This is a genomic window from Actinomadura sp. KC345 (assembly GCF_004348515.1).
Taxonomy (GTDB): Bacteria; Actinomycetota; Actinomycetes; order Streptosporangiales; family Streptosporangiaceae; genus Spirillospora.
Window position 1 is genome coordinate 23157 of record NZ_SMKH01000003.1, and the last position, 25109, is coordinate 48265.

General features: G+C 69.8%; 23 protein-coding genes. 1 reads left to right on the top strand and 22 read right to left on the bottom strand.

What is annotated here, in order from left to right; all coding sequences use genetic code 11:
- Nucleotides 1-22 precede the first annotated feature (22 nt).
- Together E1281_RS00905 and E1281_RS00910 are read right to left on the bottom strand one after the other, a co-directional pair.
- Entirely contained in the window at nucleotides 23-1075 is a 1053-nt protein-coding gene (locus E1281_RS00905) for an LLM class flavin-dependent oxidoreductase (protein ID WP_165958728.1), read from the bottom strand.
- Nucleotides 1059-1841, bottom strand: a complete 783-nt coding sequence (locus E1281_RS00910; RefSeq protein ID WP_131875160.1) for a hypothetical protein — start codon at nucleotides 1839-1841, stop codon at nucleotides 1059-1061. The genes E1281_RS00905 and E1281_RS00910 overlap by 17 nt, the downstream gene beginning before the upstream one ends.
- On the opposite strand from E1281_RS00910, the gene E1281_RS00915 reads away from it, so the two are divergent.
- Complete coding sequence (locus tag E1281_RS00915) at nucleotides 1799-3436, top strand: AMP-binding protein (RefSeq protein ID WP_131875161.1); 1638 nt, start codon at nucleotides 1799-1801, stop codon at nucleotides 3434-3436. The genes E1281_RS00910 and E1281_RS00915 overlap by 43 nt on opposite strands.
- Nucleotides 3437-3439: 3 nt before the next feature.
- Here E1281_RS00915 and E1281_RS00920 read toward each other — a convergent pair whose 3' ends face one another.
- From E1281_RS00920 to E1281_RS01015, 20 genes are all read right to left on the bottom strand, one after another.
- Nucleotides 3440-4606, bottom strand: a complete 1167-nt coding sequence (locus E1281_RS00920) for an acyl-CoA dehydrogenase family protein (RefSeq protein WP_131875162.1) — start codon at nucleotides 4604-4606, stop codon at nucleotides 3440-3442.
- Between the two features lie 20 nt (nucleotides 4607-4626).
- Entirely contained in the window at nucleotides 4627-5757 is a 1131-nt protein-coding gene (locus E1281_RS00925; RefSeq protein WP_131875163.1) for an acetyl-CoA C-acyltransferase, read from the bottom strand.
- The gene (locus tag E1281_RS00930; protein ID WP_131875164.1) at nucleotides 5754-6722 is read right to left on the bottom strand and encodes an LLM class flavin-dependent oxidoreductase; all 969 of its coding nucleotides are present in this window, start codon (nucleotides 6720-6722) and stop codon (nucleotides 5754-5756) included. The genes E1281_RS00925 and E1281_RS00930 overlap by 4 nt, the downstream gene beginning before the upstream one ends.
- Complete coding sequence (locus E1281_RS00935) at nucleotides 6719-7444, bottom strand: ABC transporter ATP-binding protein (RefSeq protein WP_131875165.1); 726 nt, start codon at nucleotides 7442-7444, stop codon at nucleotides 6719-6721. Before E1281_RS00935 ends, E1281_RS00930 begins: the two co-directional genes overlap by 4 nt.
- The gene (locus E1281_RS00940) at nucleotides 7441-8190 is read right to left on the bottom strand and encodes an ATP-binding cassette domain-containing protein (protein ID WP_131875166.1); all 750 of its coding nucleotides are present in this window, start codon (nucleotides 8188-8190) and stop codon (nucleotides 7441-7443) included. Before E1281_RS00940 ends, E1281_RS00935 begins: the two co-directional genes overlap by 4 nt.
- A gap of 109 nt (nucleotides 8191-8299) precedes the next feature.
- Nucleotides 8300-9523 carry an ABC transporter substrate-binding protein gene (locus E1281_RS00945; protein ID WP_131875167.1) on the bottom strand — a complete coding sequence of 408 codons (1224 nt, stop codon included), beginning with the start codon at nucleotides 9521-9523 and terminating at the stop codon, nucleotides 8300-8302.
- A gap of 102 nt (nucleotides 9524-9625) precedes the next feature.
- Entirely contained in the window at nucleotides 9626-11572 is a 1947-nt protein-coding gene (locus tag E1281_RS00950) for an ABC transporter permease (RefSeq protein WP_131875168.1), read from the bottom strand.
- Nucleotides 11553-12719 (bottom strand): acyl-CoA dehydrogenase family protein, encoded by a 1167-nt coding sequence (locus tag E1281_RS00955; RefSeq protein WP_131875169.1) that lies wholly within the window; start codon nucleotides 12717-12719, stop codon nucleotides 11553-11555. The genes E1281_RS00950 and E1281_RS00955 overlap by 20 nt, the downstream gene beginning before the upstream one ends.
- The gene (locus tag E1281_RS00960; protein WP_131875170.1) at nucleotides 12716-13129 is read right to left on the bottom strand and encodes a Zn-ribbon domain-containing OB-fold protein; all 414 of its coding nucleotides are present in this window, start codon (nucleotides 13127-13129) and stop codon (nucleotides 12716-12718) included. The genes E1281_RS00955 and E1281_RS00960 overlap by 4 nt, the downstream gene beginning before the upstream one ends.
- On the bottom strand, nucleotides 13114-13935 hold the full coding sequence (locus E1281_RS00965) for a hypothetical protein (RefSeq protein ID WP_131875171.1): 822 nt from the start codon (nucleotides 13933-13935) through the stop codon (nucleotides 13114-13116). The genes E1281_RS00960 and E1281_RS00965 overlap by 16 nt, the downstream gene beginning before the upstream one ends.
- Nucleotides 13932-14819 carry a CoA-transferase gene (locus tag E1281_RS00970; protein ID WP_131875172.1) on the bottom strand — a complete coding sequence of 296 codons (888 nt, stop codon included), beginning with the start codon at nucleotides 14817-14819 and terminating at the stop codon, nucleotides 13932-13934. The genes E1281_RS00965 and E1281_RS00970 overlap by 4 nt, the downstream gene beginning before the upstream one ends.
- A complete protein-coding gene (locus E1281_RS00975; RefSeq protein WP_165958729.1) occupies nucleotides 14816-15952 on the bottom strand; it encodes an acyl-CoA dehydrogenase family protein in 1137 nt (378 codons plus the stop codon). The genes E1281_RS00970 and E1281_RS00975 overlap by 4 nt, the downstream gene beginning before the upstream one ends.
- Nucleotides 15949-17517 carry an AMP-binding protein gene (locus E1281_RS00980; RefSeq protein ID WP_131875174.1) on the bottom strand — a complete coding sequence of 523 codons (1569 nt, stop codon included), beginning with the start codon at nucleotides 17515-17517 and terminating at the stop codon, nucleotides 15949-15951. The genes E1281_RS00975 and E1281_RS00980 overlap by 4 nt, the downstream gene beginning before the upstream one ends.
- A complete protein-coding gene (locus E1281_RS00985; RefSeq protein ID WP_131875175.1) occupies nucleotides 17517-18653 on the bottom strand; it encodes a CoA transferase in 1137 nt (378 codons plus the stop codon). The genes E1281_RS00980 and E1281_RS00985 overlap by 1 nt, the downstream gene beginning before the upstream one ends.
- On the bottom strand, nucleotides 18650-19435 hold the full coding sequence (locus E1281_RS00990; protein WP_165958730.1) for a CoA-transferase: 786 nt from the start codon (nucleotides 19433-19435) through the stop codon (nucleotides 18650-18652). Before E1281_RS00990 ends, E1281_RS00985 begins: the two co-directional genes overlap by 4 nt.
- Nucleotides 19435-20346 carry a CoA-transferase gene (locus E1281_RS00995; RefSeq protein ID WP_131875177.1) on the bottom strand — a complete coding sequence of 304 codons (912 nt, stop codon included), beginning with the start codon at nucleotides 20344-20346 and terminating at the stop codon, nucleotides 19435-19437. The genes E1281_RS00990 and E1281_RS00995 overlap by 1 nt, the downstream gene beginning before the upstream one ends.
- Nucleotides 20343-21479: an acyl-CoA dehydrogenase family protein gene (locus tag E1281_RS01000; protein ID WP_131875178.1), complete on the bottom strand. Its 1137-nt coding sequence runs from the start codon at nucleotides 21477-21479 to the stop codon at nucleotides 20343-20345. Before E1281_RS01000 ends, E1281_RS00995 begins: the two co-directional genes overlap by 4 nt.
- Entirely contained in the window at nucleotides 21479-22822 is a 1344-nt protein-coding gene (locus E1281_RS01005; RefSeq protein WP_131875179.1) for an AMP-binding protein, read from the bottom strand. The genes E1281_RS01000 and E1281_RS01005 overlap by 1 nt, the downstream gene beginning before the upstream one ends.
- A gap of 84 nt (nucleotides 22823-22906) precedes the next feature.
- Nucleotides 22907-24490 (bottom strand): AMP-binding protein, encoded by a 1584-nt coding sequence (locus tag E1281_RS01010; protein ID WP_131875180.1) that lies wholly within the window; start codon nucleotides 24488-24490, stop codon nucleotides 22907-22909.
- A gap of 30 nt (nucleotides 24491-24520) precedes the next feature.
- Entirely contained in the window at nucleotides 24521-25102 is a 582-nt protein-coding gene (locus E1281_RS01015) for a TetR/AcrR family transcriptional regulator (protein WP_131875181.1), read from the bottom strand.
- Between the last annotated feature and the right edge of the window lie 7 nt (nucleotides 25103-25109).

Here is a 25109-nt window from a genome sequence, read left to right on the forward strand (position 1 = left end):
AGGTCATGCACGGTCGGATCGGTCATCGTGTGGAACTTGTGGGGCGCACTGTCCTGCCGCCGGCCGAAATCACGCTTCGGCCGTAGAGCCGGATCGCTTGCTCCAGCGAGGCGCCCCAGGGGCCGCTCGCGCCCTGCAGCTTGACCACGAGCCGGTCGGCGCCGAGCCGCTCGGCGAAGTCCCGCGCGGTGCGGGCGACCTCGCCGGGGGTGCCGACGAGGAGCCGGTCGGGTGCGACCGAGGCGAGGTCGAGGTCGTCAGCCGACGTTGCGGCCTCCGGCGCCGCCATCCGGGGAATTTCCACGAGATACGCCCAGAGCGCAAGCCGCACGTGCGGCCACCATTTGTCCACCCGGCCGTCCTCGTCGACCCAACCCCACCGGCTCAACACGATCCGACCGGCATGCCCGTGCCGTGCACACTCCGCGCGGTATTCGGCGGCGAGCGGCTCCAGCTCGGTGACTGTGGTGAGCGGGTCGAGATACAGCGGCAGGCCGAACCGCGCAGCCCGCCGCGCTCCGGCACGGGACATCGCGCCCACCCAGACGTCGGGCCGCGGTCGTTGTACGGGCACCGGCCGGATCGCTGCGTCACGGAACCGGTAATAACGCCCCTCGAACGAGAACCGTTCGCCGGTCAGGCCGCGCAGCAGCACGGTCAGACACTCATCGAAACGTCTCGCCTGGGTGGCGATGTCGAGTCCGAACAGCTCGTACTCCGGCCGATGGTCGCCTATCCCGAGGGCGAGCACCAGCCGGCCGTTGGAGAGGACATCGACGACCGCCGCCTCCTCGGCCAGGTGAATCGGATGCCGCAGCGGCGCCACGGAGATGCCGGTCCCGATCAGGATTCGGGAGGTGCGCGCGGCGAGGGCCGCGCAGGCCACGAGCGGTTGCGGGAGGAATCCGTCGTCGCGGCCGTGGTGCTCGGGCAGATGTACGGACTCGAATCCCGCCTCTTCGGCTACGCCGGCGAGTACGAGCAGTTCCTGCCACCGTTGTGGGATCGCGGCGCCGGCCGGCGGGTCCTGAGTGTTCAGCAGCAGCCCGTGCCGAAGGTCAACTGCGGTCGACACCGACAAGCTCCGTTACGGCATAGACGGCGACCCGGACGCCGGTCCGCGGCGCGAGCGCCGGCCGCATCGCCAGCGATGCGAAGAACTCTTCGGCCCATACCGCGTGGTCGAAGTACATCTCGTCGATCGCGTACATGCCGGTCCGTTCGCGGTAGCGGCCGGTGTACGCCTGCCCGGGTTCACTGACGGCGGCCATCTCGGCCTCCCGGACCACGTCGTTGGCGATGTGCAGTCGGAGCCCGAACGCGTCCGGGGCGGCTTCCGCCAAAGCGCTGCGCACCGACTCGAAGACACCGGCGTCGGAACCGGCGCCGGTGTCCTCAATCTCGATGAGGTACTTCACCAGGCTGGTCTGCCCGCTGCGCCGGTCGACGGCGACCGAGGGGGTGACCTCGAACGGCCGCACCTCGCGCAGGAAGTTGGTGTGGTCACTGACGATGGCGTGTTCCGCCCAGGTAGGAAGCCACTCCTTCCCACCGCGGCCGACGCTCGGGCCGCCAGCGTCTCCGTCGTGGCCCGCGCCCGCGGCCACCGCGGGATCACCGAACTCCAGCATGATGAAACGCCAGGCGTCGGCAGGCCGTCGGCGGAAGGTGGACGCGAGATCGTACTGCGCAGTGGCGTGGTTGGTCGCATAACGCGTCACCGTTGGTGCATGTTCGCGGAACATTCGCATCGCGAACCTGTGATGGACCATCACGTAGTGCTCGTCGGCCTCGTCGCGTGGCCGCAGCGCGGTGGGCAGGAACCGGGATATCCGCTTCATTTCGCTCCTTTTTCCGACGCTCATTTAGGAGGGTAGCAGCTGGATGGAGCGCTCGCTACAGTAGAGGTATGACGGAACCTGTGGAGTCGCCCTATCGATTGATCACCGACCCCCTGCGGGAGCGCGCGGCCTCGACACCGGACCTCGTCTTCTGCCGTTCGGGCGCGGAAAGTCTCACCTACGGGCAGCTTTGGTCGGAGGTGCGCCGGGTCGCCGGTGGCCTGCAAACCCTCGGTGTGGGACGTGGCACGCGTGTGGCACTGGTCATGGACAACGGGCCGCGCTTCCTCATCACCTGGTTCGCCTTGGCGCTCATCGGCGCCGTCGAGGTGCCGGTCAACACCGCCTTCCACGGCGCGTCGCTGCGCTACGTGTTGGAACAGTCCGGGTGCGCGGCGATCGTCCTCGACGACCGGTACGCCGACCGCGTCTCCGCTCTCGGCCCGCTGGACAGGCTGCTGATCTGTGACGCCGCCGAAGGAGCCGTCGCCACCTGGACGGAACTCGCCGGCGATCCAGACGAATCGTTCGACGGCACGACCGAACCGGCCGCCATCATGTACACGTCCGGCACGACCGGCCGTTCCAAGGGCGTAGTGCTCAGCCACCGCTACTTCTTGCTGATGGCTGCGGCCAATATCCGCAACATGCGCCTGCGCGAGGACGACGTCTACTACACGTGCCTGCCGCTCTTCCACGGCATGGCGCAACTTTCCGGCACGATGGCCCCGCTCATCGCCGGCGCAGAACTGGTCGTCGTGCCGAAGTTCAGCGCATCGCGTTTCTGGGACGACTGCCGCCGGTACGGCGTGACCGGGTTCGGCTCGATCGCCGCGATGACCTCGATGCTCCACAACCGTCCGGCCGATCCCGGCGACCGCGACCACCGGGTGCGGTTCGCGTTCGCAGTCGCCGTGCCCGCGACCGTCGAACGGCGCTTCGAGGAGCGGTTCGGGGTGCGGCTCATCAACGGCTACGGCATCACCGAGGCGGGTCAGGTGACCTATCAACCGTACGACGCGCCGAAACCCGGCTCCGCCGGTACGCCCGTCGGCCTCTACGAGCTGGAGATCCACGATCCGCACGACCGGCCGCTCGGTCCCGGAGAGAAGGGGGAGATCGTTGTCCGGCCGCGGCAGTACGGCGCGATGATGGCCGGCTACCACGGCATGCCCGAGGCGACCGTGGAGGCGTTTCGCAACCTCTGGCTCCACACCGGCGATCTCGGTTACCGGGATGCTGACGGCTACCTGTACTTCGTGGACCGAGGCAAGGACGCGATCCGCCGGCGGGGCGAGAACATCAGTTCGCTCGAGGTCGAAGCGGCGGTTCTCCGGCACCCAGGCGTGGCCGAGGTCGCCGCTTATCCGGTGCCGTCCCGCCTGGGTGAGGACGAGGTGATGATCGCGGTGATGCGCGCCGACGAGACGTTGACCGTGGCGGAGATCGCCCGGCACTGCGCGGCCGAACTGCCGCGGTTCGCCGTGCCCGCGTACATCCGGTTCGTCACGGCCCTGCCGCGCACCCCGACCGCGAAGGTGGAGAAGTACCGCCTCCGGGCCGAGGGTGTCACGGCCGATACTCACCAGGTTTGACCTTCAGTCGAACGCCAGCGCACCGTCGCGGATCGACCTGCCGACGATCAGCCGCTGGATCTGCGAGGTGCCTTCGACGATCTGGAGTTGCTTCGCGTCGCGGTAGTAGCGCTCCATCGGGTGGTCCATCATGTACCCGGCGCCGCCGAGCACTTGAAGGCAGTCCGACGACGCCTTCACCGCGAGGTCGGCGGCCGCGGCCTTGGCCATCGCGATGTAGGGCGCGGCCTCCTTGCCGTGGGAGCCGCGGTCGACGAGTGCGGCCGAGTTGTAGACCATCGACCGCGCTCCCTCAAGCCCGATCGCGATGTCGGCGAGGAGGAACTGCACGGCCTGCAAGTCCAGCAGTGTCCCGCCGAACGCCTGCCGCTCCCTGGCGTAGTCGGCCGCGTAGCGCAGTGCGCCGCCCGCTAGGCCCAAGCCGCGAGCCGCCACCCCGGGCCGGGCCGAGTTGAGCTGCGCCATGAGATGGGCGAATCCCTTGCCGGGCGGGGTGAGCCGGGCATCGGCCCGTACGGCGGCCGACTCGAAGACCACTTCGGCCGTGGGTACGCCGCGCACGCCCATCTTCTCGTCGACGTGCCCGATGGACACGCCGTCGCGGTCTCGGTCGACCACGAACGCGGCAAGGTTGCGCGGGCCCTCCTCGTCGGGAACCCGGGCCCACACGACATAGAAGTCGGCGACGGTGGCCCCTGAGATGTAGGCCTTGCGTCCATCGAGAACGTAGTCGCCGCCGACGCGCCGGGCGCTGGTGGCGATCGCCGAGGTGTCCGACCCGGTCTGCGGCTCGGTGAGGCAGAAGGATCCCCGCCGCCGGCCGGCAGCCACGTCGGGCACGTACCGCCGCTGCTGCTCAGGGGAACCGGAGATCAGCAACGGCCCGGCGGCGAGCCGGCTCAGCAGCAGCATCAGGCCCGCGCTCTGGCAGTACCGGGTGACCTCCTCGATCGCCACGCAAAGCCCCACCATGCCGGCCCCGGAGCCGCCCAGGTCCTCCGGGATCGGCAGCGCCGTCAGGCCGGCGTCGACCATGGCCCGGAAGAGCGGCCCCGGGTATTGCATGGTCTGGTCCGCTTCGGCCGCCCGCGGTTCCACCTCCTTCCGCGCGAAATCCCGGGCCACCGCCCGCAGTTCCTCGTAGGAAGGGTCCAGCTTCACCAGCGTCATGGCTCTTCAACCGTCCTCAGTTAGTCGATCATGGAGAGAAGCGTCGCCGTGCCGAGCCCGCCGCCGCAGCACATGGTCACCAAGGCCCGGTCGGTTCCGGACCGCTCCAGTTCATGAAGCGCGGTCGTCACCAGCCGTGCCCCGGTCGCGCCGACCGGGTGGCCGAGCGCGATGGCACCACCGTTGACGTTGACCCGGTCGGGATCGGCGCCCAACTCCGCCTGCCAGGCCAGCACGACGCTCGCGAACGCCTCGTTCACCTCGAACCGGTCGATGTCGGCGAGGCTCAGGCCGGTGCGGGCGAGGATCGCGCGGGTGGCTGGGATCGGCCCGGTCAGCTTCAGCACGGGGTCGACGCCGACAGTCGCTTGCGCCAGGATCCGGGCGCGCGGGCGCAGCCCGACCGCAGCCGCATGCGCCGCGGAGGTCAGCACCACGGCGGCGGCGCCGTCCGAGAGCTGCGACGAGCTGCCCGCGGTCAGCCGCCCTTCCGACCGGAACGCCGGTTTGAGCCCGCCCAGCCCGTCAAGGGAGCTGGCCCGGAGGCCCTCATCACGGGTCACCCCGGCCAGTGGCAGCACCTCGCGGTCGAACCGGCCGGTGGCCCATGCCTCAGCCGCCCGGTCCTGCGAGGCGAGCGCGAACTCGTCGCACGCCCGCCTGTCGAGGTTCCAGCGGTCGGCGATGCGCTCGGCCGACTCCCCCTGGTGGACGACCTCGTACCGGGCCCGGTAGGCGTCATTGAGCGGCTCTCCCGGGCCGGCCTCGACCGCGGTGCCGAGCGGTAGCCGCGACATCGACTCGACCCCGGCGGCGACCACGACCTCCGCCGCCCCGCTCGCGACGAGCGCGGCACCGAGGTTGACCGCCTGCTGGGACGAGCCGCACTGCGCGTCGATCGTCGAACCCGGCACTTCGGCCGGGAAGCCGGCGGCCAGCGCCGCGTTGCGGGCGATGTTGTAGCCCTGTGCACCGGCCTGGGTGACGCATCCGGCCAGTACCTGCGTGACGTCGGCCGGGGTCAGCCCGGCACGGTCGACGGCCGCGGTCAGCACATGTCCGAGCAGGTCCACCGGGTGCGCCCCGGAGAGCCCGCCCTTCCGCCGCCCGATCGGGCTCCGCACGGCGGAGAGCAAGACCACGTCGTTCATACCCGGGCCCCCTTCCAGGCGTGACCGAGCGCGGTGATGTGCTCCAGGGTCTCCACGTGCCCCGGTCCCGCAGGATGCCGGACGGTCAGCAGCACGATGTCGGCGCCGGTCCGGTCGACGACGTCCTGCGCCTGCGCGACGCAGTCGTCGGCGCTGCCCAGCACGAAGCGGTCCGCCGCCAGGTCGTCGAACGAGCCCGTATAGGCACCGCTCTTGCGGTAGTAGCCGAAGACGGGCGCGATCGCCGGCTCGAAGGCCCCGCGAGCGGTGGCGACGTCGGTATCGACCCAGGCCTCGCGCATGACGATGACCGGGCCGATGCCGCCGGCCGCCCGGTAGGCCGCCGCCATCTCCGCGATCTCGGTGATGGTGCGGATCGGGTCGGCGATCCAGCCGTCTGCCAGCTCGGCCGCCCGCCGCACTCCGGTGCGCGACCAGCTGCCGAGCCAGATCGGCGGCCGGGGCACCGACAGCGGCCGGGGCCGCAGCCGGAAGGACGGGAACGCGACGTGGGCACCGTCGAAGGCGGCGTCCTCGCTGGAGAGCAGAGCGCCGAGGCCGGTCAGGGTCTCGGTCAGCACGGCTCCCCGATCGGCGAGGCCGACGCCGAACGGGGCAAGGTCCGACTCCTGGTAGCCGGCGCCGACACCGAGCGCGAACCGGCCGCCGGAGAGATTGTCGAGCATCGTCACCTGCTCTGCGAGGTGCACGGGGTGGTGCCCGGGCAGCACCAGCACTCCGGTCGCGACCGTGATCCGAGACGTGCGCGCGAGCAGGTGCGCGGCGAGCGTGAGAGGGGCGGCATAGCCGACCGGGAGGCCCTGGTGATGCTCGGGCAGCATCACCACGTCGAGGCCGGCGGCGTCGGCGGCCTCGGCCTCCGCTGTCAGCTGCGCGAGGTAGTCGCCAACGGTCGGAGCCGTCGAGGTCAGCGGCATGCAGATCCCCAGGCGGGGCGCGCTCATGAGGCCTCCGGCAGTTCGATGGCGAGCAGGCGGGCGTATTCGGCCTGGACGTGCGCGCGCTCGGCCTCGGTGCGGCTCGGCGCCGACAGCGCGATCCCGCCGTCGGCGAGTACGAGGCAGCGGTCGGCGACCCGGATCGCCTCACCGACGTTCTGCTCCGCGACCATGACCGCGCGGCCCTGGGCCGCGAGCGAACCGAAGACGTCGAAGACGGCCGCGACGAGCTTGGGCGCGAGCCCGAGCGAGGGTTCGTCGATGAGCAGCACTCCGGGGCCACCGATCAGCGCCCGGCCGACCGTCAGCATCTGCTGCTCGCCGCCGCTCAGCGAGCCGGCCTTGAAGTCGATGCGCTCGCGCAATCGGGGAAAGAGTTCCAGCACCTCCTCGATGCCCGGTGCCTCGCGGCCGGTGAGGGCACCGATCCGGAGGTTCTCGCGCACGGTCAGCCCAGTGAAGAGACGGCGGCCCTCCGGGGCGAGGATCACGCCGGCCCGGGCGAGCTTCTCGGTGCGCAGGTTGGTCACGTCACGGCCGCCGACCGTCACCGTGCCCGAACGGGCCTGGACGAGGCCGCTGAGCGTCTTGAGCAGGGTGGTCTTGCCGGCACCGTTGGGACCGAGCAGGGCGACCACTTCGCCCGGGGCCGCGGAGAAGCTGACGCCGCGCAGGACCGGCGTCGCCAGGTATCCGCAGACCAGGTCCTGTACCTCGAGCGCGCTCACTGGTGCACCCCCAAATAGGCTTCGATGACCTCGGGATGGCGCCTGACATCGGCCGCCGTGCCATCGGCGATCAGCCGACCCGAGTCGAGCACGCTGATCCGCTCGCAGAGGCCGAAGACGAGCGGCACGTCGTGCTCGATGACGACGATCGTGGTGCCGAGCCGCTCGCGGGCGGTGGTCAGCAGGCCGACGAGCCTTTCCCGCTCGTCGCGGTTGAGCCCGGCCGCTGGCTCGTCGACGAGCAGAACCTGCGGCGCGCTGAGCAGCGCACGTAGTGTGTCGGCGAGCTTGAGCACCGGGTAGGGCGCGTTCTTGGCGAGCACCGGCAGCCAGGACTCCAGCCCCAGCTCGCCGATCAACTCGTCGACCCAGCCGAGGGTGCCGCGCCGCTCGCGGGGCGCGCGGCGCCGGGCGATGTCGAGGTTCTCCCCCACGGAGAGCCGGCCGGCGATCTCGGGGTGCTGGAAGGTGCGGGCGAGACCGGCGGCCGCCCGGTCGCGCGGCGGACGGCCGGTGAAGGTCCGACCGCCGAGCCGCACCTCGCCGGCGTGGGCGCGCTGCTCGCCGGCGATGACGTTGACGAGCGTGGACTTGCCTGCGCCGTTGGGCCCGATCAGCCCGCGGATCTCGCCGGGCGCGATGGTGAGGCTGACGTCGTCGACGGCGCGCAGGTTCCCGAACGTAACGGATACCGCGGCGACCTCGACGGCGGGGGACGCCGAATCTCGCTCGGATGCCGGAGCCACCGCAGTCTCCTTTCCTGGGGTTTGCCGATGGCGGGGTGTCCGGCGGACCGGCCGGGGGTGGGCCGGTCCGCCGGTTACGAGCCGATGGCCCGAGGGGGCCGGCGGCAGGTCACTGCCCTGTGGGCATCTCGGTCGCGTCGGCCACCTGCACCCACTCGCCCTTCTTGAACTGGATCAGGTAGGACTTGTTGGGCCCGGTGTGCTTGTCCGCGCTGTAGGTGACGCTCGGCACCACCCCGATCTGGCGGGTCTGGAAACTGTTGAGCGCCTTGAAAAGACCGTCCCAGGTGGGCTGGGCACCGTCCTTCGTCATCTCCTTGAACGCCTCCAGGAAGACCTGGCAGGACGCGTACCCGTTGAGCGGCAGGCCGCTAGGCGGCACGTCCGGGTAGTACTTCTTCATCGCGTTCTTGAACGCCTCCACCGCCGGGGTGTCGGTGAAGAACGGGGTCAGGTAGTAGTTGAAGTAGGTGCCCTCGACGGTCTCGGGGTCGAGCTTGACGACGTCCTCGTTGGCGTTGTAGTACGCCGCGAGCCACGGCACATCGACCCCGGCGCCCATCACGCCCGCCTTGCCCTTGACCAGCGCGTTCGGGTAGCCCCAGGCGATGACCGCGTCGGGCTTGGCCTTCGCGATCTTCTGCGACATCGACGTGTAGTCGGTGTCGGTGGCGGTGTGCGGAACGTCGGCCACCAGTTCGGCGCCCTTGCTCTTCACGAAGTCGGCCATCACCGTGTGCACGCTCTGCCCGACGTCGTCGTTCTGGTAGAGGAGTGCGATCTTCTTCGCGTCCATCTCCTGGATCGCGTGCTGCGCCATGTACATGGCCTGGTAGCTGTAGGGCGGAATGGTCGGGAAGACGTTCTCGACGACCTTGCCGACGAACGGGTCGCCGGACATGCCCGGGAAGTAGGGAATGCCGGTCTGCTGGACGTACGGCAGCACCGCGTTGTTCGACGGGGTGCCCGGCCCCCATAGGAGCGCGAAGGCCTTCTTGGTGTCCACCAGGCTCTTCACCTCCTGAAGGGCCCGGGTGGGGTCGCCGCCGGTATCGTTGGCGGTGTACTGGAACTTCCAGCCGTTGACGCCGCCGGCATCGTTAGACGCTTTGAGGCAGGCCTCGACCGCCTGTGTGGTCTGGTTCTGCGAGGCGTAGGCGCCGGAGGCGAGCCGCCAGCCCCCGAGGGTCACAGTCTTGGTGGAGTCGTCCACCCCCGGTGCCGCGGCCCCGCCACCGGAATCGCCTCCGCCCGCCGCGCATCCCGTGAGGGCGAGGGCGACCGTGGTCACGGCCGCGAGGAAGCCCCAGCTTCTGGCGCGTTTTTCGGACATGTCATGTCCTCTCTCAAGCGTCGAGCGACCTGTAGCGAACGATCGCTCCAATTGATTTGGCGGACTTCACACCCCTCAGGTGACGCACTGCGATCGGTAGTTCTACGTAGCGATATGTGACTGGACGGCGGCGGGAGGGGCATCGGGCGCCGTCGGCGCGACCGGCTCGCCGCGTGGCCTCCGGCGGCGGCTGAGCACGTCCGCTCCGGACATGTCGCGGGGCAGAATGAACAGCGCCAGGATCAGCGCGAGCCCGAAGAACATGATCGAGAACTCTTGGCTCTCCTTGAACGCCACCGGAACGAGCACGACGATCGCCGTGCCCCAGAACGCTCCGGTGACCGAGCCGCCGACGACGGCCGCCACGAACAGCAGCAGAGCGAGGTCGAGCGTGAACGAAGTGGGAGAGACGATCCCGGCATGGACAGCGGAGAGCGAGCCCGCAACGCCCCCCAGGGTCCCGCCGATCGCCAGCACCGCGACCTGCCACCACTGGGGGGACAGGCCGATACTGCGGGCGGCCTTCGGCGCGTCGGAGGCGAGCACCATCCGCCGCCCCAGTGGCGAGTTGCGGAACGCGATCAGGGCGAAGAACACGATGATCGCGATAGTGGCGACCATCAGGTAAAGCTGGTCGCCGGTGAGCGGCACGCCGCCGATCGCGGGCCGTTCCACGACCTTGCCGTTGCCGCCGCCGGTCAGTCCGATCCAGTTGTAGGCGGCCTCGGGCAGGGCGAGGGCGAGGGCGAGCGTCATCGCCGCGAAGTAGGCGCCTTTGAGCCGGGCCGAAGGGAGCGCGACCAGCACCGAGACGGCGGCGGCACCGAGCGTGGTCAGGATGATCGCGAGCAGCCAGCCGCCGCCCGCGTCTGTGATGAACCAGGCGGTCGCATACGCCCCGGCCCCCATGAACGCGTTCTGTGCCAGCGAGAACTGGTGGCCGTACGTCATGATCATCGCCAGTCCGGCCACCGCGATGAAGTAGATGAGCCAGGTGCCGAGGCTCATCTGCCACTCCACGCCGAGGATCGCGGGAGCGGTGATGACGATGACGACCATCAGGGCGTGCAGCAGCCACTGCGGCGCGTGCCCGAAGAGTGCCCGCTGCCGAACGGTTTCGCCGGCCTGCCCGGCCATCGCCAGGATCCGGTGCCAGCGACGCATGATCGACCCGGCGCGCTCGCCCTCGGCGGCGTGCGTCGCGTCCTCCTGCTCACCGAGCAGGCCCTGCGGCCGGAGCCAGAGGAACACCAGGATCACCGCGTAGAGGATCAGGTTGCGGAACTGGAGCGAGATGTAGGTGCCGCCGACGTTGAGCACGAGCGCCACCCCGGCGCCGCCGGCCACCGTGCCGTAGAACGAGGAGAACCCGCCGATTACCGCCGCGGCGAACGCCGTGATCAGGATGACGTTCATGGTGCCCGGGCTGAGGAACAGCAGGGGCGCCAGGAGCACGCCGGCCAGCCCGGCCATCGATCCGCCGACCACCCAGGACAGCGTCCGGACCCAGCTGACGTTGATGCCCGCGAGGCGCGCCGCGACCGGGTCCTCGAACGTCGCACGCAGCCGGAGACCCACGTCCGTGCGAAGCAGCACCATCGTCAGCAGGCCGACGACCGCGAGGCTGATCGCGACGACGAGCACGTCGTACCCGGTGACGTTGGCGAAGATGGGCTTGTCGTTGAACGGCGCCGAGACGCCGCGTTCCTCGTGGCCCCAGAGGCGGATGATCAGGAACTGCAGGACGAGTGAGACGCCGAACGTCGCGATCACCAGTTCCAGCGGCGTGCGCTGGTAGAGCCGGCTCAGCAGGAGCCGCTCGACGAGGAACCCGAGCAGCGCGCCAATCGCGATGCCGCCCAGCACGCCGACGAAGAACGGAAGCTTCCAGACGGTCACGAGCTGGTACGAGACGTAGCCGCAGAACGCCGCCATCATCCCGTGCGCGAAGTTGAACACCCGTGTGGTCTTGTAGATGGCCACCAGGCCGAGCGCCATGATGGTGTAGAGCGACCCGGTGATGATGGAGCTAGCGAGGACGGCGCTCATGCTCGGCCTCCAGTTCTCTGCTGATGATCAGGCGCTGGATCTCGGACGTGCCGGTGCCGATGGTTTCGAGCTGCGCGTCGGCGACGTAGCGCCCGATCGGGAAATCAGCGGTGAGCCCGTAGCTGCCGTGTACCTGCATGGCCTCGGTGGCGACGGCGCGGGCGGTTTCGGTGGTGAACAGTTTCGCGACCGACGCGGCGCGATGGAACGGCAGGCCGGCATCGGCGAGCGCGGCCGCCCGGTAAACGAGCAAGGTGGCCGCGTCGATCCCGACCACCATGTCGGCCAGCTTGAACGCGACCGCCTGGAAGGACCGGATCGGACTGCCGAACTGCTGACGCTGGGAGGCGTAGTCGTTCGCGGCGTCGAAGCAGGCCCGGGCTAGGCCGAGTGCGCGGGCCGCATGCACCACACGCTCACCATCGAAGGTGGACATCAGCTTGGCGAAGCCGTTCAGATCGCCGCCGAGCAGGTCCGATTCGTCCACTGCGCAGCCGTCGAAGGCCAGTATCGCCGTGTCCGAGGAGCGCACCGAGGTCTTGCGCATCTTCTCGACCGTGATGAGGCCCGGGGCATCCCGTCGCACGACGAAAAGCCCGATGCCCCGGTGGCCCGCGTCGGGATCGACGACGGCGGCGACGATGTAGAAGTCGGCCAGCGTGCCGTTGGTGATGAAGACCTTGCTGCCGCTGATCCGGTAGCCATCGGGGGTGCGTTCCGCGCGTGCCTTGATCGCACGGACGTCAGAGCCCGTATCCGGCTCGGTCACCGCGAGCGAGCCGACCATCTCGGCCGAGCCGAGCCCGGGCAGCAGTGCGGCCTTCTGCACCTCAGTGCCGAAAGCGCGGATGATACCGGGGACGACCGTGAGCTGGACGATGAGCGAGGTCGCGAAGCCGGCGCAGACCTTGGCGGTCTCCTCCACGAGCATGACCTCCGCCTGCAGGCCCGCATCGGAACCTCCGTACTCCTCCGGTACCCGCAGTCCGAGCAACCCGGCCTTGGCCCAGCGGTCGAAGAGCTCGCGCGGGAATGCCTCGTCACGCTCTGCGGCGGCGACCAGTGGCGCCACCTCCCTGGCCGTGAAGGCGGTGACGACCTCGCGCAGCTCCTCGACCTCTGCCGGCGGAGCGTAGGCGGCCGTCATGCCGGCTGGAACCGCAGCAGGGTCACCTCGTCGGTGACGGCGTCGAAGACCGCGGTGACCGGCTGGTCGATGGCGAGCGCGTCCAGGTCGTCGGTCTCGATGGTGGCCACGACGCGCGGGCCCTCGTCGAGTTCGACCACGGCGTAGGCGTAGGGCACGTCGGCCTTGAACGCCTCGAAGGGCGCGCGGTGGATGACCGTGAAGGAGTAGATCTTCCCGGTGCCGACCATCTCGTCCCAGCCGAGATCGGTTCCGCCGCAGTGCCGGCAGATCGAGCGAGGATAGAACTGGAGCCGCTCGCAGCTCGTACAGCGCTGCATGAGAAGCCGTCCGGCGCGCAGGCCGTCCCAGTACGGCGCCGCCTCCGGCGCCGGTGTGGGCAGCGGCTTGACATTCACGTCGATGGCCACGGGTTCTCCCCTCTACGCAGCTCTCCGTGCCGGTCCACCCGGGTACGGAGCAGCTCCAGTTCTTCCTCGGCGGGTGCGGCCGTCTCGCCGACCGTCTCGGGGATCTCCAGTTCGAAACCGGTCGCCGCGACGATGTCACTCACCGTCACGCCCGGATGGGCTGTGCGCAGCCGCATCCGTCTCGTCGCCTCCGGAAAGTCGAACACCCCCAGCGGGCTGATGCACAGCTCAGGCCCGCCGCGGAGGCCCAGCCCCTCCCGTGCCCCGGTGGTGCCGTCAAGCCAGCCGGGACAGCTTATGTAGTCACATTTCGCAACAAATGTCGATGGCGAGTGACGATTAAGTAGAATGTTGAACGATTCCGCCACCGCGGTGACGGACGGCGTCCCGACGCTGCCCGCGCCGCGCATCGCCGGTCTTCCGTCACGCGCCGTGACCCCGAGCAGGTTCGAGTTGCCGTAGGGATCGACCTGCAGCGCGCCCACGAAGAATCCGCGCCAGTGGGCGACCCGGCGCATCCCGCCGAAGATGTCCTCGACCACCCGGTAGTGCTCGGCCCAGCGCGCCCCCCGCCAGTCGGTGACGTAGGAGAACCGGTCGATCACGGGGTTGTGGTAGATGTTCGTGGTCGTCATGGAGATCAGCATTCGCATGCTGGGGCCGCGCATGAGGTGGCCGAGCACCGTGCCCGCCCGGATGGCGGGCAGGGCGGCGCCGACGAAGGCCGGCCGGTGGTCCTCGATCTGGCGCGAGATCAGGCAGGCCAGGAACTCCGGATAGGTGTAAGAGGTCGTCGACGTCGTCACGGGTGCTCCCCCAGTCCGAACAGCCGCCGCAGGCCGATGAGGTCGAGGTAGTCATGGTGGTCGGCGCAGCCGTACACGTAGCGATCGAGCCACTCGGCCAGCGTGGCGCCACCGGACTTGGCCGCGGCCACGTAGTCGTGCAGGAAGTCCTCGTCCTCCACGAAGTAGCCGGGGCTCGCGTAGGGATGCGCGCCGCCGGGCGCGTGGACCACCATGTCGGCGTCGGGGATGGTGGTGAGCCAGGGGGCGCGGCGGATGCCTTCGTTGCTCTCGATCCTTTCGACCTGCACAACCGTCAGGTCGGCCGCCTGGCTCTGCAGACGGTCGGCGAAGCCCGTGCCGATGGGCTGCACGTTGCCGTAGGCGTCGGCGGTCGCGGCGTGCAGGATGGCGACGTCCAGCGGCAGTGCCCGGACCGCGAGCAGTGCCGGGCCGCCGAACGGGTCCTCGATCGGGCGCAGGTCGGGGTTGCGGTCGGGCAGCGCGGTGCCGACGCCGCCGCGCCAGGCCTGGAACGGGACAAGCTGTGCCGCGGCCCGCAGGCCCTGGACCCAGATCCCCTCGTCGACCTCGCGAACCGCGACGTCACCGTGCTCCACCGCACGCCGGTAGGCCGGGCCGATGGAGGCGAGCCGCTCGGCGCCGACATAGGAGCAGACGACCTCCCGGACGCAGCCGGCGGCGATCAGCAGGTCCACGTCCAGGCCGGCCATCGGGCCCGCGACGACGGTCAGGTCCCGTGCGCCCTGCCGGATCACCTGGTGCAGCAGGGCCATCGGGTGGCTGGAAGTGCCCAGCCCACCCACACCGATGGTCATGCCGGATTCGACGCACCGGGCGGCCGTGGCCATGTCGGCGACGACGCGCTCCCTTGTGGCGGTCATAGACCGAGTCCTCTCGCGATGATGTCCCGCTGGACGTCCGAGGCTCCGCCGCCGATCTCGTACATCTTGGCGTCGCGGAAGTGCCGTTGGACGACCCTGTCCTTGGTGTAGCCGTGGCCGCCTTCGAACTGGACCGCCTGGTGGGCCGCCTCCATGTACGTCTCGGTGGCCGCCAGCTTGGCGACCGAGGCGTCGAGGTGCACCGGGGCGCCGGTGGCGAGCCCGTCCGCGACGGCCATCGTCGCCAGCTCGGCCGCGTCGATCCGCATCGCCAGGTCGGCGAGGCGGTGACGGACCGCTTGGAGGTCGGACAACGGTCGGCCGAACTGCCGGCGCTCACGCAGGTAGCCGATCGCGTGTTCGAGCAGCAAACGGGACCCACCCGTCGCGATCGCCGCCGTGGCGAGCCGCTCCATGTCCAGGCCGCTGCGCAACAGCCGCCAGCCCTCACCGTCGCCGCCCACCCGCGCGCTCGCCGGGACGCGGGCGCCGGTAAGCGTGACCACCGCGGTCCCGGTCGCCCGGACGCCGAGCGTGTCCAGCCGTTCGGCTCGCATGCCGGGATTGCCGGCCCACACGACCAGCGCGAGGATGCCGTCCCGGCCCGAGCTCCCCGGCTCCCGGGCGAGGACCAGCACCGCGTCGGCGACGTGCGCGCCGGTCGCGTACAGCTTCTCGCCGTCGATGACGTAGCCGTCGCCGTCGTGGCGCGCCGTGGTGGCGAGGGCCGTCACGTCGCTGCCGGCACCGCGCTCGGAGGCGCCGAACGCCATGTGGATGTCGCCGCGGGCGAACCGCGGTAGCAGCCCGGCGCGTTGCTCCGGCGAGCCGAACCGTTCCAGGACGGTCGCGCAGAGCTGCTGCCGGACGATCAGATTGGCGAAGTCGGGAAACGCCCGGCCTGCCTCGCTGAAAAGGATCGCAAGCGCGGTGGCGTCCTCGCCTCGGCCGCCGTATTCGGCGGGCAGGCAGGCGCCCAGGAGACCGGCCTCGCCGGCGGCCTTGAACAGCTCTTCCGGGAAGCGGCCCCGGGCGTCGCACTCGTCGGCGTACTCCGGGGTGCAGTGCTCGGCGAAGAAGGCCCGGAACTCTTCCCGCAGGACGCTCTCGCGCGTGTCTTCCGTGAGTCTCATCCGATCCGCTCCCGGTCCCATGTCTTCGGCCCGACTCCCCGGTCGCGCAGCCGGAACTTCTCCACCTTGCCGGTCTGGGTGCGTGGCAGCCCGTCGGCGATCTCCCAGTACCGCGGCACCATGTAGCGCGGCATATGCTCAGCGCAGAAAGCGGTCAGCTCATCGAGGCGCGGCTCCTGGCCGCGCTTCGGCACGATCACCACCATGACGTCCTCTTCGGAGAGCGCGGACGGCACGCCGAACGCGGCGCAGTCCTCCACCTGGGGCCAGCGCGCCACGACCGACTCGACCTCCCAGGACGAGATGTTCTCGCCGCGCCGGCGGATCGCGTCCTTCGCACGGTCGACGAACGTGTAGTAGCCGTCGGCGTCGCGCCTGGCGAGGTCGCCGGTGTGGAACCAGAGGTTGCGGAACGCCGCCGCCGTCGCCGCGGGCATGTTGTAGTAGCCGGACATCATCGAGTGGGGCCGGTGCGGGCGGGTGACGATCTCGCCGACCTCCCCGTCGGGGACCTCTTCGTCGTCCGCGTCGACCAGGCGCACGTCGAACGCGCCGATCGGCTTGCCGCATGTGCCGCCCCGGACGTCGTCGAGCGAATTCCACAGCACGACGTTGGCCTCGCTGGAACCGTAGATCTCCACGAACCGGAGGCCGAAGCGTTCCTGGAACGCCGGCAGTATCGCCGGGGGTGCGGGCGCGCCGAACGCGATCCGCAGCGGATTGTCCCGGTCATCGTCCCCGGCCGGCACGGCGTGCAGCAGGGACACCGTCGAGCCCATCATGTTGGCCGAGGCGGCACCGAAGCGCCGGACGTCGTCCCAGAACCGGGTGACACTGAAGCGTTCAGCGAGCGCGAGGACACCGTCGTTCGCGAGCGCCGGCATCGTCGCGAAGTACTGCGCCAGCGTGTGGAAGAGCGGGTAGGAGCAGTAGTGCGTCTCTCCGGGACGCAGCCCGAGCATCTTCACCGTCTCCTCGGCCCAGGAGATCGCGCAGCCGTGCGGGAGGACGACGCCTTTCGGCGGGCCAGTGGTGCCGGAGGTGTACATCACCGCGGCGTGGTCGCCCGGCCCGACCACCGGAAGCGTGCGGGCGGCCACCGGCAATGACCGGAGTGGACGGACAGCGAGCCCGCGAGGATCGTCGGGAAGCTCGCCCCGCGCAAGGACGACGCGCAGATCGGTCAGGTCTTCGCGGATCTCCAGGACCCGGGCCAGCAGGTCACTGTCAGCGATCAGCACCCGGGCCTCGCAGTTGTTGAGCACATAGGCGAGACCGTCGCGGCGGTACTCGGTGTTGACCGGCACCTCCACGGCGCCGGCGAGGTTGACGGCGAACCAGCACCGGTGGAAGTCGAGCGAGTTGTGCAGGGCTATCGCGACCGTGTCCCCCGGCCGGACGCCGATCTCCACAAGTCCCGATGCCAGGCGCAGCGCGTCGGCGTAGAGCTCCCCGTAGCTGATCGTCTCGTCCTGGAAACGCAGCGCGGGCAGGGAGCCGTTGCGCTCCGCCTTGGTCCGCAGGAACGTTGGAATCGTGCGGTCACGGCCGCTGAGGACCTGCATCACACGGCTCCTTCCGCGCGTAGCACGGCCGGGTCGAGGCCGAGCCCGGTCAGCACTTCGTCGGTGTGCGCGCCGAGCGCCGGCGCGGGCGTGTGAGCACCGTCGCCGAAGCGCGTCACGGGCGTCGCCAGCTGGCGCCCGGCACCGACCTGGATGGTCAGGCCGCGGGCCGCGAAGTGGTCCGAGTCGGCCGCCTCCTCGGGCGTCAGCACCGGCATGAAGCACGAGTCCTCGGCGCCCAGCAGCTCCTCCCACTCGGCGCGGGTCTTCGTCGCGAACACCTCGCGCAGCGTTTCCTCGGCCTCCCTCGTCTGGTGTGAATCGACGAGACCGGGCCGACCGATCACCGCGCACGTGCGGCGCCAGAACTTCTCCTCGTAGTCGGCGATCGTCACGTAGCCGTCCTTGGCCCGGTAGATGCCGTAGTTCGCGTGGCCGCCGTTAAGCGGCAGTCCGCCGGGCTCGTACGCGACGCCGGCGCCGAGCCAAGCCGACAGGTGGTTGACGAGCCCGAGCGTCGAGCCGTCCAGCATGGACACGTCGAGGAAGCGGCCGCGGCCGGTGCTCCCGCGTTCGAGCAGGCCGACGAGCACCGCGACGGCCGCCGTGATGCCTCCGCCCCACACGTCGGCGATCTGCGGGCCGACGAGCGCCGGCGCCTCGCCGGCCGCACCTGTCAGCGCGGTGATTCCGGCCGCCGCGAGGTAGTTGAGGTCATGACCGGGCCGCCTTGCATACGGGCCGGTCTGGCCGTACCCGGACAGCGAGCAGTAGACAAGGCGCGGGTTGAGCGCGGACAGCTCATTGAAGCCGGCGCCCAGCCGGTCCGCCACTCCCGGTCGAAAACCCTCGATGAGCACGTCCGCGTCGGCGGCCAGGCGGCGCAGCACGTCCTGACCTGCCGGTGTCTTGAGGTCGAGCGTCATCGAGCGCTTGTTGCGGTTGGCCGCCGCGAACATCGCGCCCATCTCGCCGGCCACCGGCGGCACCCAGCGCATGTAGTCGCCCTCGCCCGGTCGCTCGACCTTGAGCACGTCGGCGCCGAGATCGGCGAGGATGAGCGTGGTGACGGCACCTGGGAGCAGCTGGGTGAGGTCGAGCACCCGGAGGCCGGCACATGCACCCGTGCGGGTCATGATCGCAGCATCCCGGTGGGGTCGACCCGCGTCCGCAGGATCTCCAGCTCTTCGTCGGTCGGCTCGGGGGTGAACGGCACGTCGTCGGGGATGACCAGCTCGAATCCGGTCGCCTTCACGACGTCGTCGAGGGTCACGCCGGGGTGGATGGACTTGACGCGCATCCGCTTGGTCTCCGGCTCGAAGTCGAAGACGCCGAGCGGGGTGTAGCAGTAGCGCGGGCCGCCGCCCGGAATATGCCACTTCTCCCGGGTGCCCGGTCCATCGCCCCAGCCGAGCGCGGAGACGAAGTCCACCTTCGGCACGAAGATGCGCGGGTTGTGCGTCTGGCTGTAGAGGTAGTAGCGGTTGGTGAACGCGGCCATGTTGCCGGTGCCGACCCCACCGGGGCCGCGGAACTTCAGCCTCGAATGGTCGTCGCCGACGCCGAACAGGTTGGAGTTGCCGAACCGGTCGATCTGGATCCCGCCGACGTAGAAGATCCAGTTGGCTCGCTGCTTCATGTTGAGAAAGCCTTCATCGTGCGCCCAGTACGACTCGCCCCACTGCGCGGCCCGCCAGTCGGTGATGAACTCGAACGGCCGCAACTCCGGCACGTCCACGAGGTTGGCCCGGGTCCAGGAGAGCAGCACCAGCATGTTCGGGCCGTGCATCAGGTGAGCGAGCAGCACGGCCGCCCGCGGCACCGGCAGGTTGGCGCCGACCGGGACGCCGAGGCCGTCCTCCAGGTCCCGCGCCATCACGCAGGCCATGAGCTCCTTGGTCGTGACTTCGGTACGCATCAGAACTCGTTCAATCCGAAGAGCCGGCGGCTGCCGAGCCGATCGAGGTAGGCCATGTGATCCTCCGGTCCGTACACATAGGTGTCGAAGAACTCGTCGAGCAGGTCGCGGTCGTCCTTCGCTCGCCATCGTTCGGCGGCGGCGACGTAGTCCTTGAGGAACGGGATGTCCTCTAGGTAGTGGCCGAGGCTGGAGAACGGGTGCGCGCCGAACGGAGCCCGGACGACGTTCCGCACCAGCGATATCGAGGTGCGTTCGGGGGCTCGGCGGATCTCCTCGTTGGAGACGATCCGCTCGACCGAGACGATGACCTTGTCGGACGCCCGGGCGATGGCCCGGTCACCGAAGCCGCTGCCGACGTGCTGAATGTTGCCGTACGGGTCCGAGACGCTCGCGTGCAGCAGGGCGAAGTCCGGCGCGACCGCGGGCACGGCGATCAGCGGCTCGCCGCGGATCGGGTCATCGAAGACCTTGAGGTCGGGGTTGACCTCGGGGAACGAAGTCCCGACCAGGGCGCGCCAGGGCAGGAAGGGCAGGTTCTGCGCGGCCGCGTTGAGCGCGCAGTAGTACATCGCCTCGTCGATCTCCCAGATCTTCACATCGCCGGACTCGGCCGCCCGGCGGAAGGCGGGCCCGATGCCGACGATCGTCTCGCCGCCCACGTACGGACTGATCACCTTGGTGACGCAGCCGGCCGCGATCAGCATGTCGACCTCGAGACCCGAGGTCGCCGCACCCATCACGGTGAGCCCCTTCGGGCGGCGGCGGATCACCTCGCGGACGAGGCTCATCGGGTGGCCGGAGTTGGCGAACCCGCCGATGGCCACGGTCATGCCGTCGCGCAACCCGTCGAGGGCGGTCACCTCGTCCGTGACGACGACGCGGCGGTCGGTGGAGTTGACGCCTTTCACCCGAGCAGCTCCTTTGCGATGATGTTGCGCTGGATCTCGTTGGTCCCGGCCCCGATCGGATGGATCAACGCATCGCGCAGGTAACGCTGCATCGGATGCTCCATCGTGTACGAGTAGCCGCCCAGCACCCGCATCCCGTCTCCGGCGACGTCGACGCAGGTCTCGGTGGCCCACACCTTCGCCATCGACGCGGCGCGGGTGGAGGACAGGCCGTTCGCCTCCAACCACGCCGCCCGGTGTGTCAGCAGGCGGGCCTGCCGCAGCCGCACGTGCGCGTTCGCGAGCCGGTGCCGGATCGCCTGGAAGGACCCGATCGGCACGCCGAACTGCTCGCGCTCCTTGGCGTAGGCGACCGCGTAGTCGAGCGCCGCCTGGCCGGTTCCCAGAGTCATGGCGGCGCAGGCGATGCGCTCGCGGTTGAGGCTCGCGACGGTGTAGCGCCAGGCCTCGTTCTCCGTGCCGAGCAGGGCGTCCGCGGGCAGGTCCACGTCGTCGAAGAAGACCACGCAGGTGTGGTACGGCCTGAGGCCGAGCTTGGGCATCCGCTGGATGGTGATGCCGGGTGTCTCCGGGTCGACGAGGAATATCGAGAGCCCGTCCCTGCCCGGCCCTCCGGTGCGGGCGATCAGCAGGATGACCGATGCCATGTCCGCGCCGGTGCAGAACATCTTCTGCCCGTTGATCCGCCAGCCGTCGCCGGTCTTGCGTGCGGTCGTGCGGACGCTCGCGGCGTCGGAGCCCGCCGACGGCTCGGTCAGGGCGTAGCTGACGTAGGCCGTGCCTGCGGAGATCGCCGGCAGCCAGGCCTGCTTCTGCGCCTCCGTGCCGACGTCGCGGATCGTCTTGCCACAGGTCAGCACCGTCACGAGGAAACACGCGGCGAGCGGCGTCATCGCGTAGCCCAGCTGCTCCACGACCAGAGCCTCGTCGAACGCATCCCCGCCGGAGCCGCCGTACTCTTCGGTGAACGGCAGTCCCTGCCAGCCGAGGTCGCCGAGTCCACGGTAGATCTCGTTCGGGAAGGTCTCGGTCTCGTCGGCCTCGCGGGCGAGGCTCAGCGGCACCTTCTTCGCGAGGTAGTCGCGGGCGGAGTCGCGCAGCGCGGCCTGTTCGGGCGAGAGGGTGAAGTCCATCAGATGCTCCGTTCCACGAGCCGGACCTTCGCGGCGCCCGGGGGTTCCAGCTCACCGGCCGGCACGATGCGCACGTCGGCCCGGAACGAGAGCCGGCTGCGGATCGCGGAGGAGATGTCGCGAGCGAGTTCGTCGTGTGCGTCGGCGGGCGTGTCGGGCGCGTGCTCGACCTTGAGCATGAGGTTCTCGTTGGTGACGTGGCCGGCGAAGTCGAGCACGATCCGCATGGCGCCGGTGGTGCGCGGGGCGAAGTCGGCGACGACTCCCTGCACGGCGGTGGGCCAGACGTTGATGCCCCGCACCAGCAGCATGTCGTCAGTACGGCCCTCGCAGCGCAGCTTGTAGCTGGTGCGGCCGCAGGCACAGTCGGTGTCGATGATCTGGACCATGTCGCCGCTCCGGAAACGGATCAGTGCCGACGCCTCGCGTTGCAGCGCGGTGTAGAGCAGTTCGCCGGTGGCGCCCGCGACGGGCTCGACGTGACGACCCGTGACCGGATCGACGATCTCCGGGAGCACGAGGCCCTGCCCGATGAAGTGCATGCCGTCGCGTTCGGGGCACTCCGCCCAGACGATCGTCGCGATGTCGGAGTTGCCCAGCACCTCGCAGCAGGTGGCTCCCCAGCCGTCCTGGATCCGCGCGCGGATCGCCGGGAGACCACCGCCGGGCTCGCCGCCCACCACCAGCTTCGCGATCGCGAGGTCGTTCGCCGACACCCCGATCGTCTCCATGCATTTGTCGGCGAGGTAGAGCGCGAAGTTCGGCGCGGTGCACATCGCGACCGCCTCCTGCTCCTTCGCAACGGTCAGGATCTTGTGCAGACCGGCTTCCGCGCCGACCGGGATGACCGTCGCGCCGAGGTGCGCGAGCATCCGGACCACCGGCACCCCGCCGGTGAATCCTTTGCTCAGCGACCAGGCGTGCAGCACCACGTCGCCCTTGCGGAAGCCGGCCGCGTAGAAGGCGCGCGCACCGAGTTCGTTCCAGGTCGCAATGTCGGCCTCGGTGACGCCGAGGTAGGACGGCGACCCCGTGGTGCCGGAGGTCGCCTGGATCTGCACCAGCCGCGCGCGGTCGACGCCGAGGTGGCGCCCCAGCGGGGGCGCAGCGGCGAGCGAGGCGCGGATTTCCCGCTTGTCTGTCGTCGGGATCCTCGTCAGGTCGTCCCAGTCACGAATCTGGTATTCCGGGCCGATCCCAGCGGCGTCGAACAGGTCCGCGTAGAACGGCGAGCGGGATCGCACGTCGGCGATCTGGCGGGTCACGCGCGTGAAGGCGTCGGCCACGACCTCGTCCCACGGCGCGCTCTCGGCGGCGGCGTAGACGTCAACATTCTGTCCCACGAGGCACCTACCTGGTTATGGAGCGAGCGCTCCATCTATAAAGTCAGACAGTCTTCGGGATGTCAAGGGCCATCCGGGGCCTGATCAGCTCAGATTGGGCCGACGCAACCGCAGGCCGGCGGCCTCGCAGTCCCAGCTGTCGGCGGTCACGCCGGCCTCGCGCAGCCGGTACTTCTGAACCCGCATGCTCGGCGTCTTCGGCAGTTCCGCGGCGAAGCGGATGTAGCGCGGGACCATGTAGTAGGGCAATCGCTCCGCGCAGAAGTCGAACAGCTCGCGCGGCACCACCGGCGCGCTCGTCGTCGCCACGAGCATCACGTCATGCTCTCCGAGCGGCGACGGCACGCCGATCGCGGCTGCCTCGACGACGCCCGGAAAGGTCGCCGCGATCGATTCGATCTCCCAGGCCGAGATGTTCTCCCCGCGTCGGCGGATCGAGTCGGTCTTGCGCTCGACGAACGCGAGGTATCCGTCCGCGCATCGCTGTACGAGATCGCCAGTGTGATACCAGAGGTCGCGCGTTACGGCCACGGTCTCCCGATCACGCCCGAGATAACCGGACATCATCGAGGCCGGTTCGCGCGGCCGCACCAGCAGCTCACCCTCGCCGGCCGGCGCGCCGTACTCGTCGACGACCGATATCTCGTAGTGTGGCGAGGGCAGCCCGACCGCGCTCGGCTCGACCGCGTCGTAGGGTTGGACGACGGTGAGACCCTGCTCTGTGGATCCGTAGCCACACAGGATGCGCACTCCGAACCGGTTCTCGAACTCCCGGCCGAAGCCGGCCGGCCACGGAATGCTCCACACCACCCGGACGCGGTGCGCGCGGTCGTGTGCGTCCGGCGGTTGCTGGTGCAGCAACGGCGTCATCGAGCCGAACGACCAGATGTGCGTGGCACCCAGCTCGGCCATCCGCTGCCAGAAGCCGCGGGGCGAGAAGCGGGTGTCCACGATCGCCTGTCCATGGTGGAGGAGGGCGAGCTGCACGTTCACCGCCTGCGCGGTGATGTGGTAGAGCGGCAACGGGGTGTAGAGCACATCGCCGGGACCGAACCGCACCGCCCGTCCGGTGTCGTCGGCCCAGCACATGAAGTAGCCGTGTGGACAGACGACACCCTTGGCCGGCCCGGTCGTACCGGAGGTGTACATGATCGCGATCGGATCGGCCGGCGTGAGATTCGCCGGCGCGACCGGGTCGGCGTCGGCCACCTCGTCCCACGGGACGTGACCGTGATCGGGGTCCGCCTGCCCGACCACCACGATGATCTTCAGCGGCAATGACGGCAACAGCGGCCGGACGACCGGCAGCAGGTCCGCCGCGACGATGAGCACGGTCGCGCCGCAGTCGGCGAGCACGTGGTGCAGCAGCGGTCCGCTCAGGTTCGTGTTGACCGGGACCTCGACCGCGCCGATCACAGCCGTGCCGAACCAGGCCAGCACGGCCTCCTCCCGGTTGGGCAGCATGACCGCCACCGGGTCGCGGCGTCGGACGCCGAGCCGCGCGAGCCCGCCACCGACCCGCAGTGCGGCATCCGCGATCTCACCGACGGACCGCCGAGGCCCGGCGCCGACTGTGAGAAGCGGCGCGTCCGGAGCGGTCTCGGCACGGTGCAGCAGCAGGTGCGGAAGCACCCGCTCACGCAGCGGCACCGTGCGTCGCTCAGCCATGCCAGCCCTCCATCGGACCGGCGGCGCGGGTCAGCGAGCCGCGACCCCGTTGACCACCAGGTCGGCGAAATAGTCGGCGATCTCCGCACTCGTGCGCTCGCCGCCCGGCCGGAGCCACTGGTAGGACCAGTTGGTAAGGCCGAGGATGCCCAGCCGGGTCAGCCGGACGTCGAGGTCCTCGCGCAGTTCCCCGGCCTCGATCCCATCCGAGATGATCTTGTCGACCAGGGCATCGACCTGGTCGCGCTCCCGCTGAATGTCCTTCCGGGCATCTTCGGGTAGTGCGTGCCCCTCGCGCAGGAACACGGTGACCTCGGCCTGATGGGTCTCCACAACGCCGAGCACCACGTGGATGAGTCCGCGCAACTGGTCGGTCGGCGAGGGCTTGGACTCGATTACCGCCGTCAGCCGGTCGATCAGGTCGAGGCTGAACGCGTGGTGCAACTCGTAGAGGAGCTGACCCTTGGATTGGACGTGGTGGTAGAGGGAACTCTGCCCGACCGACGCGTGCTCGCCGATCTCGCGTACGGATGTCGCGGCGTAGCCCTGTTCCATGAACAGCTGAGCTGCAACCTCGAGGATCCGGGCCTTGACATCTCCACCCTTGGCCATATTTGCT

What these genes read in the sequence shown, in the direction of transcription:
- E1281_RS00950 (WP_131875168.1), bottom strand. Translation starts at nt 11,572, where the DNA reads ATGAGCGCCGTCCTCGCTAGCTCCATCATCACCGGGTCGCTCTACACC.
- E1281_RS00920 (WP_131875162.1), bottom strand. Translation starts at nt 4,606, where the DNA reads ATGACGCTGGTGAAGCTGGACCCTTCCTACGAGGAACTGCGGGCGGTG.
- E1281_RS00955 (WP_131875169.1), bottom strand. Translation starts at nt 12,719, where the DNA reads ATGACGGCCGCCTACGCTCCGCCGGCAGAGGTCGAGGAGCTGCGCGAG.
- E1281_RS00945 (WP_131875167.1), bottom strand. Translation starts at nt 9,523, where the DNA reads ATGTCCGAAAAACGCGCCAGAAGCTGGGGCTTCCTCGCGGCCGTGACC.
- E1281_RS01000 (WP_131875178.1), bottom strand. Translation starts at nt 21,479, where the DNA reads ATGGACTTCACCCTCTCGCCCGAACAGGCCGCGCTGCGCGACTCCGCC.
- E1281_RS01015 (WP_131875181.1), bottom strand. Translation starts at nt 25,102, where the DNA reads ATGGCCAAGGGTGGAGATGTCAAGGCCCGGATCCTCGAGGTTGCAGCT.
- E1281_RS00925 (WP_131875163.1), bottom strand. Translation starts at nt 5,757, where the DNA reads ATGAACGACGTGGTCTTGCTCTCCGCCGTGCGGAGCCCGATCGGGCGG.
- E1281_RS00990 (WP_165958730.1), bottom strand. Translation starts at nt 19,435, where the DNA reads ATGCGTACCGAAGTCACGACCAAGGAGCTCATGGCCTGCGTGATGGCG.
- E1281_RS00975 (WP_165958729.1), bottom strand. Translation starts at nt 15,952, where the DNA reads ATGAGACTCACGGAAGACACGCGCGAGAGCGTCCTGCGGGAAGAGTTC.
- E1281_RS00970 (WP_131875172.1), bottom strand. Translation starts at nt 14,819, where the DNA reads ATGACCGCCACAAGGGAGCGCGTCGTCGCCGACATGGCCACGGCCGCC.
- E1281_RS00985 (WP_131875175.1), bottom strand. Translation starts at nt 18,653, where the DNA reads ATGACCCGCACGGGTGCATGTGCCGGCCTCCGGGTGCTCGACCTCACC.
- E1281_RS00980 (WP_131875174.1), bottom strand. Translation starts at nt 17,517, where the DNA reads ATGCAGGTCCTCAGCGGCCGTGACCGCACGATTCCAACGTTCCTGCGG.
- E1281_RS01010 (WP_131875180.1), bottom strand. Translation starts at nt 24,490, where the DNA reads ATGGCTGAGCGACGCACGGTGCCGCTGCGTGAGCGGGTGCTTCCGCAC.
- E1281_RS00930 (WP_131875164.1), bottom strand. Translation starts at nt 6,722, where the DNA reads ATGAGCGCGCCCCGCCTGGGGATCTGCATGCCGCTGACCTCGACGGCT.
- E1281_RS00910 (WP_131875160.1), bottom strand. Translation starts at nt 1,841, where the DNA reads ATGAAGCGGATATCCCGGTTCCTGCCCACCGCGCTGCGGCCACGCGAC.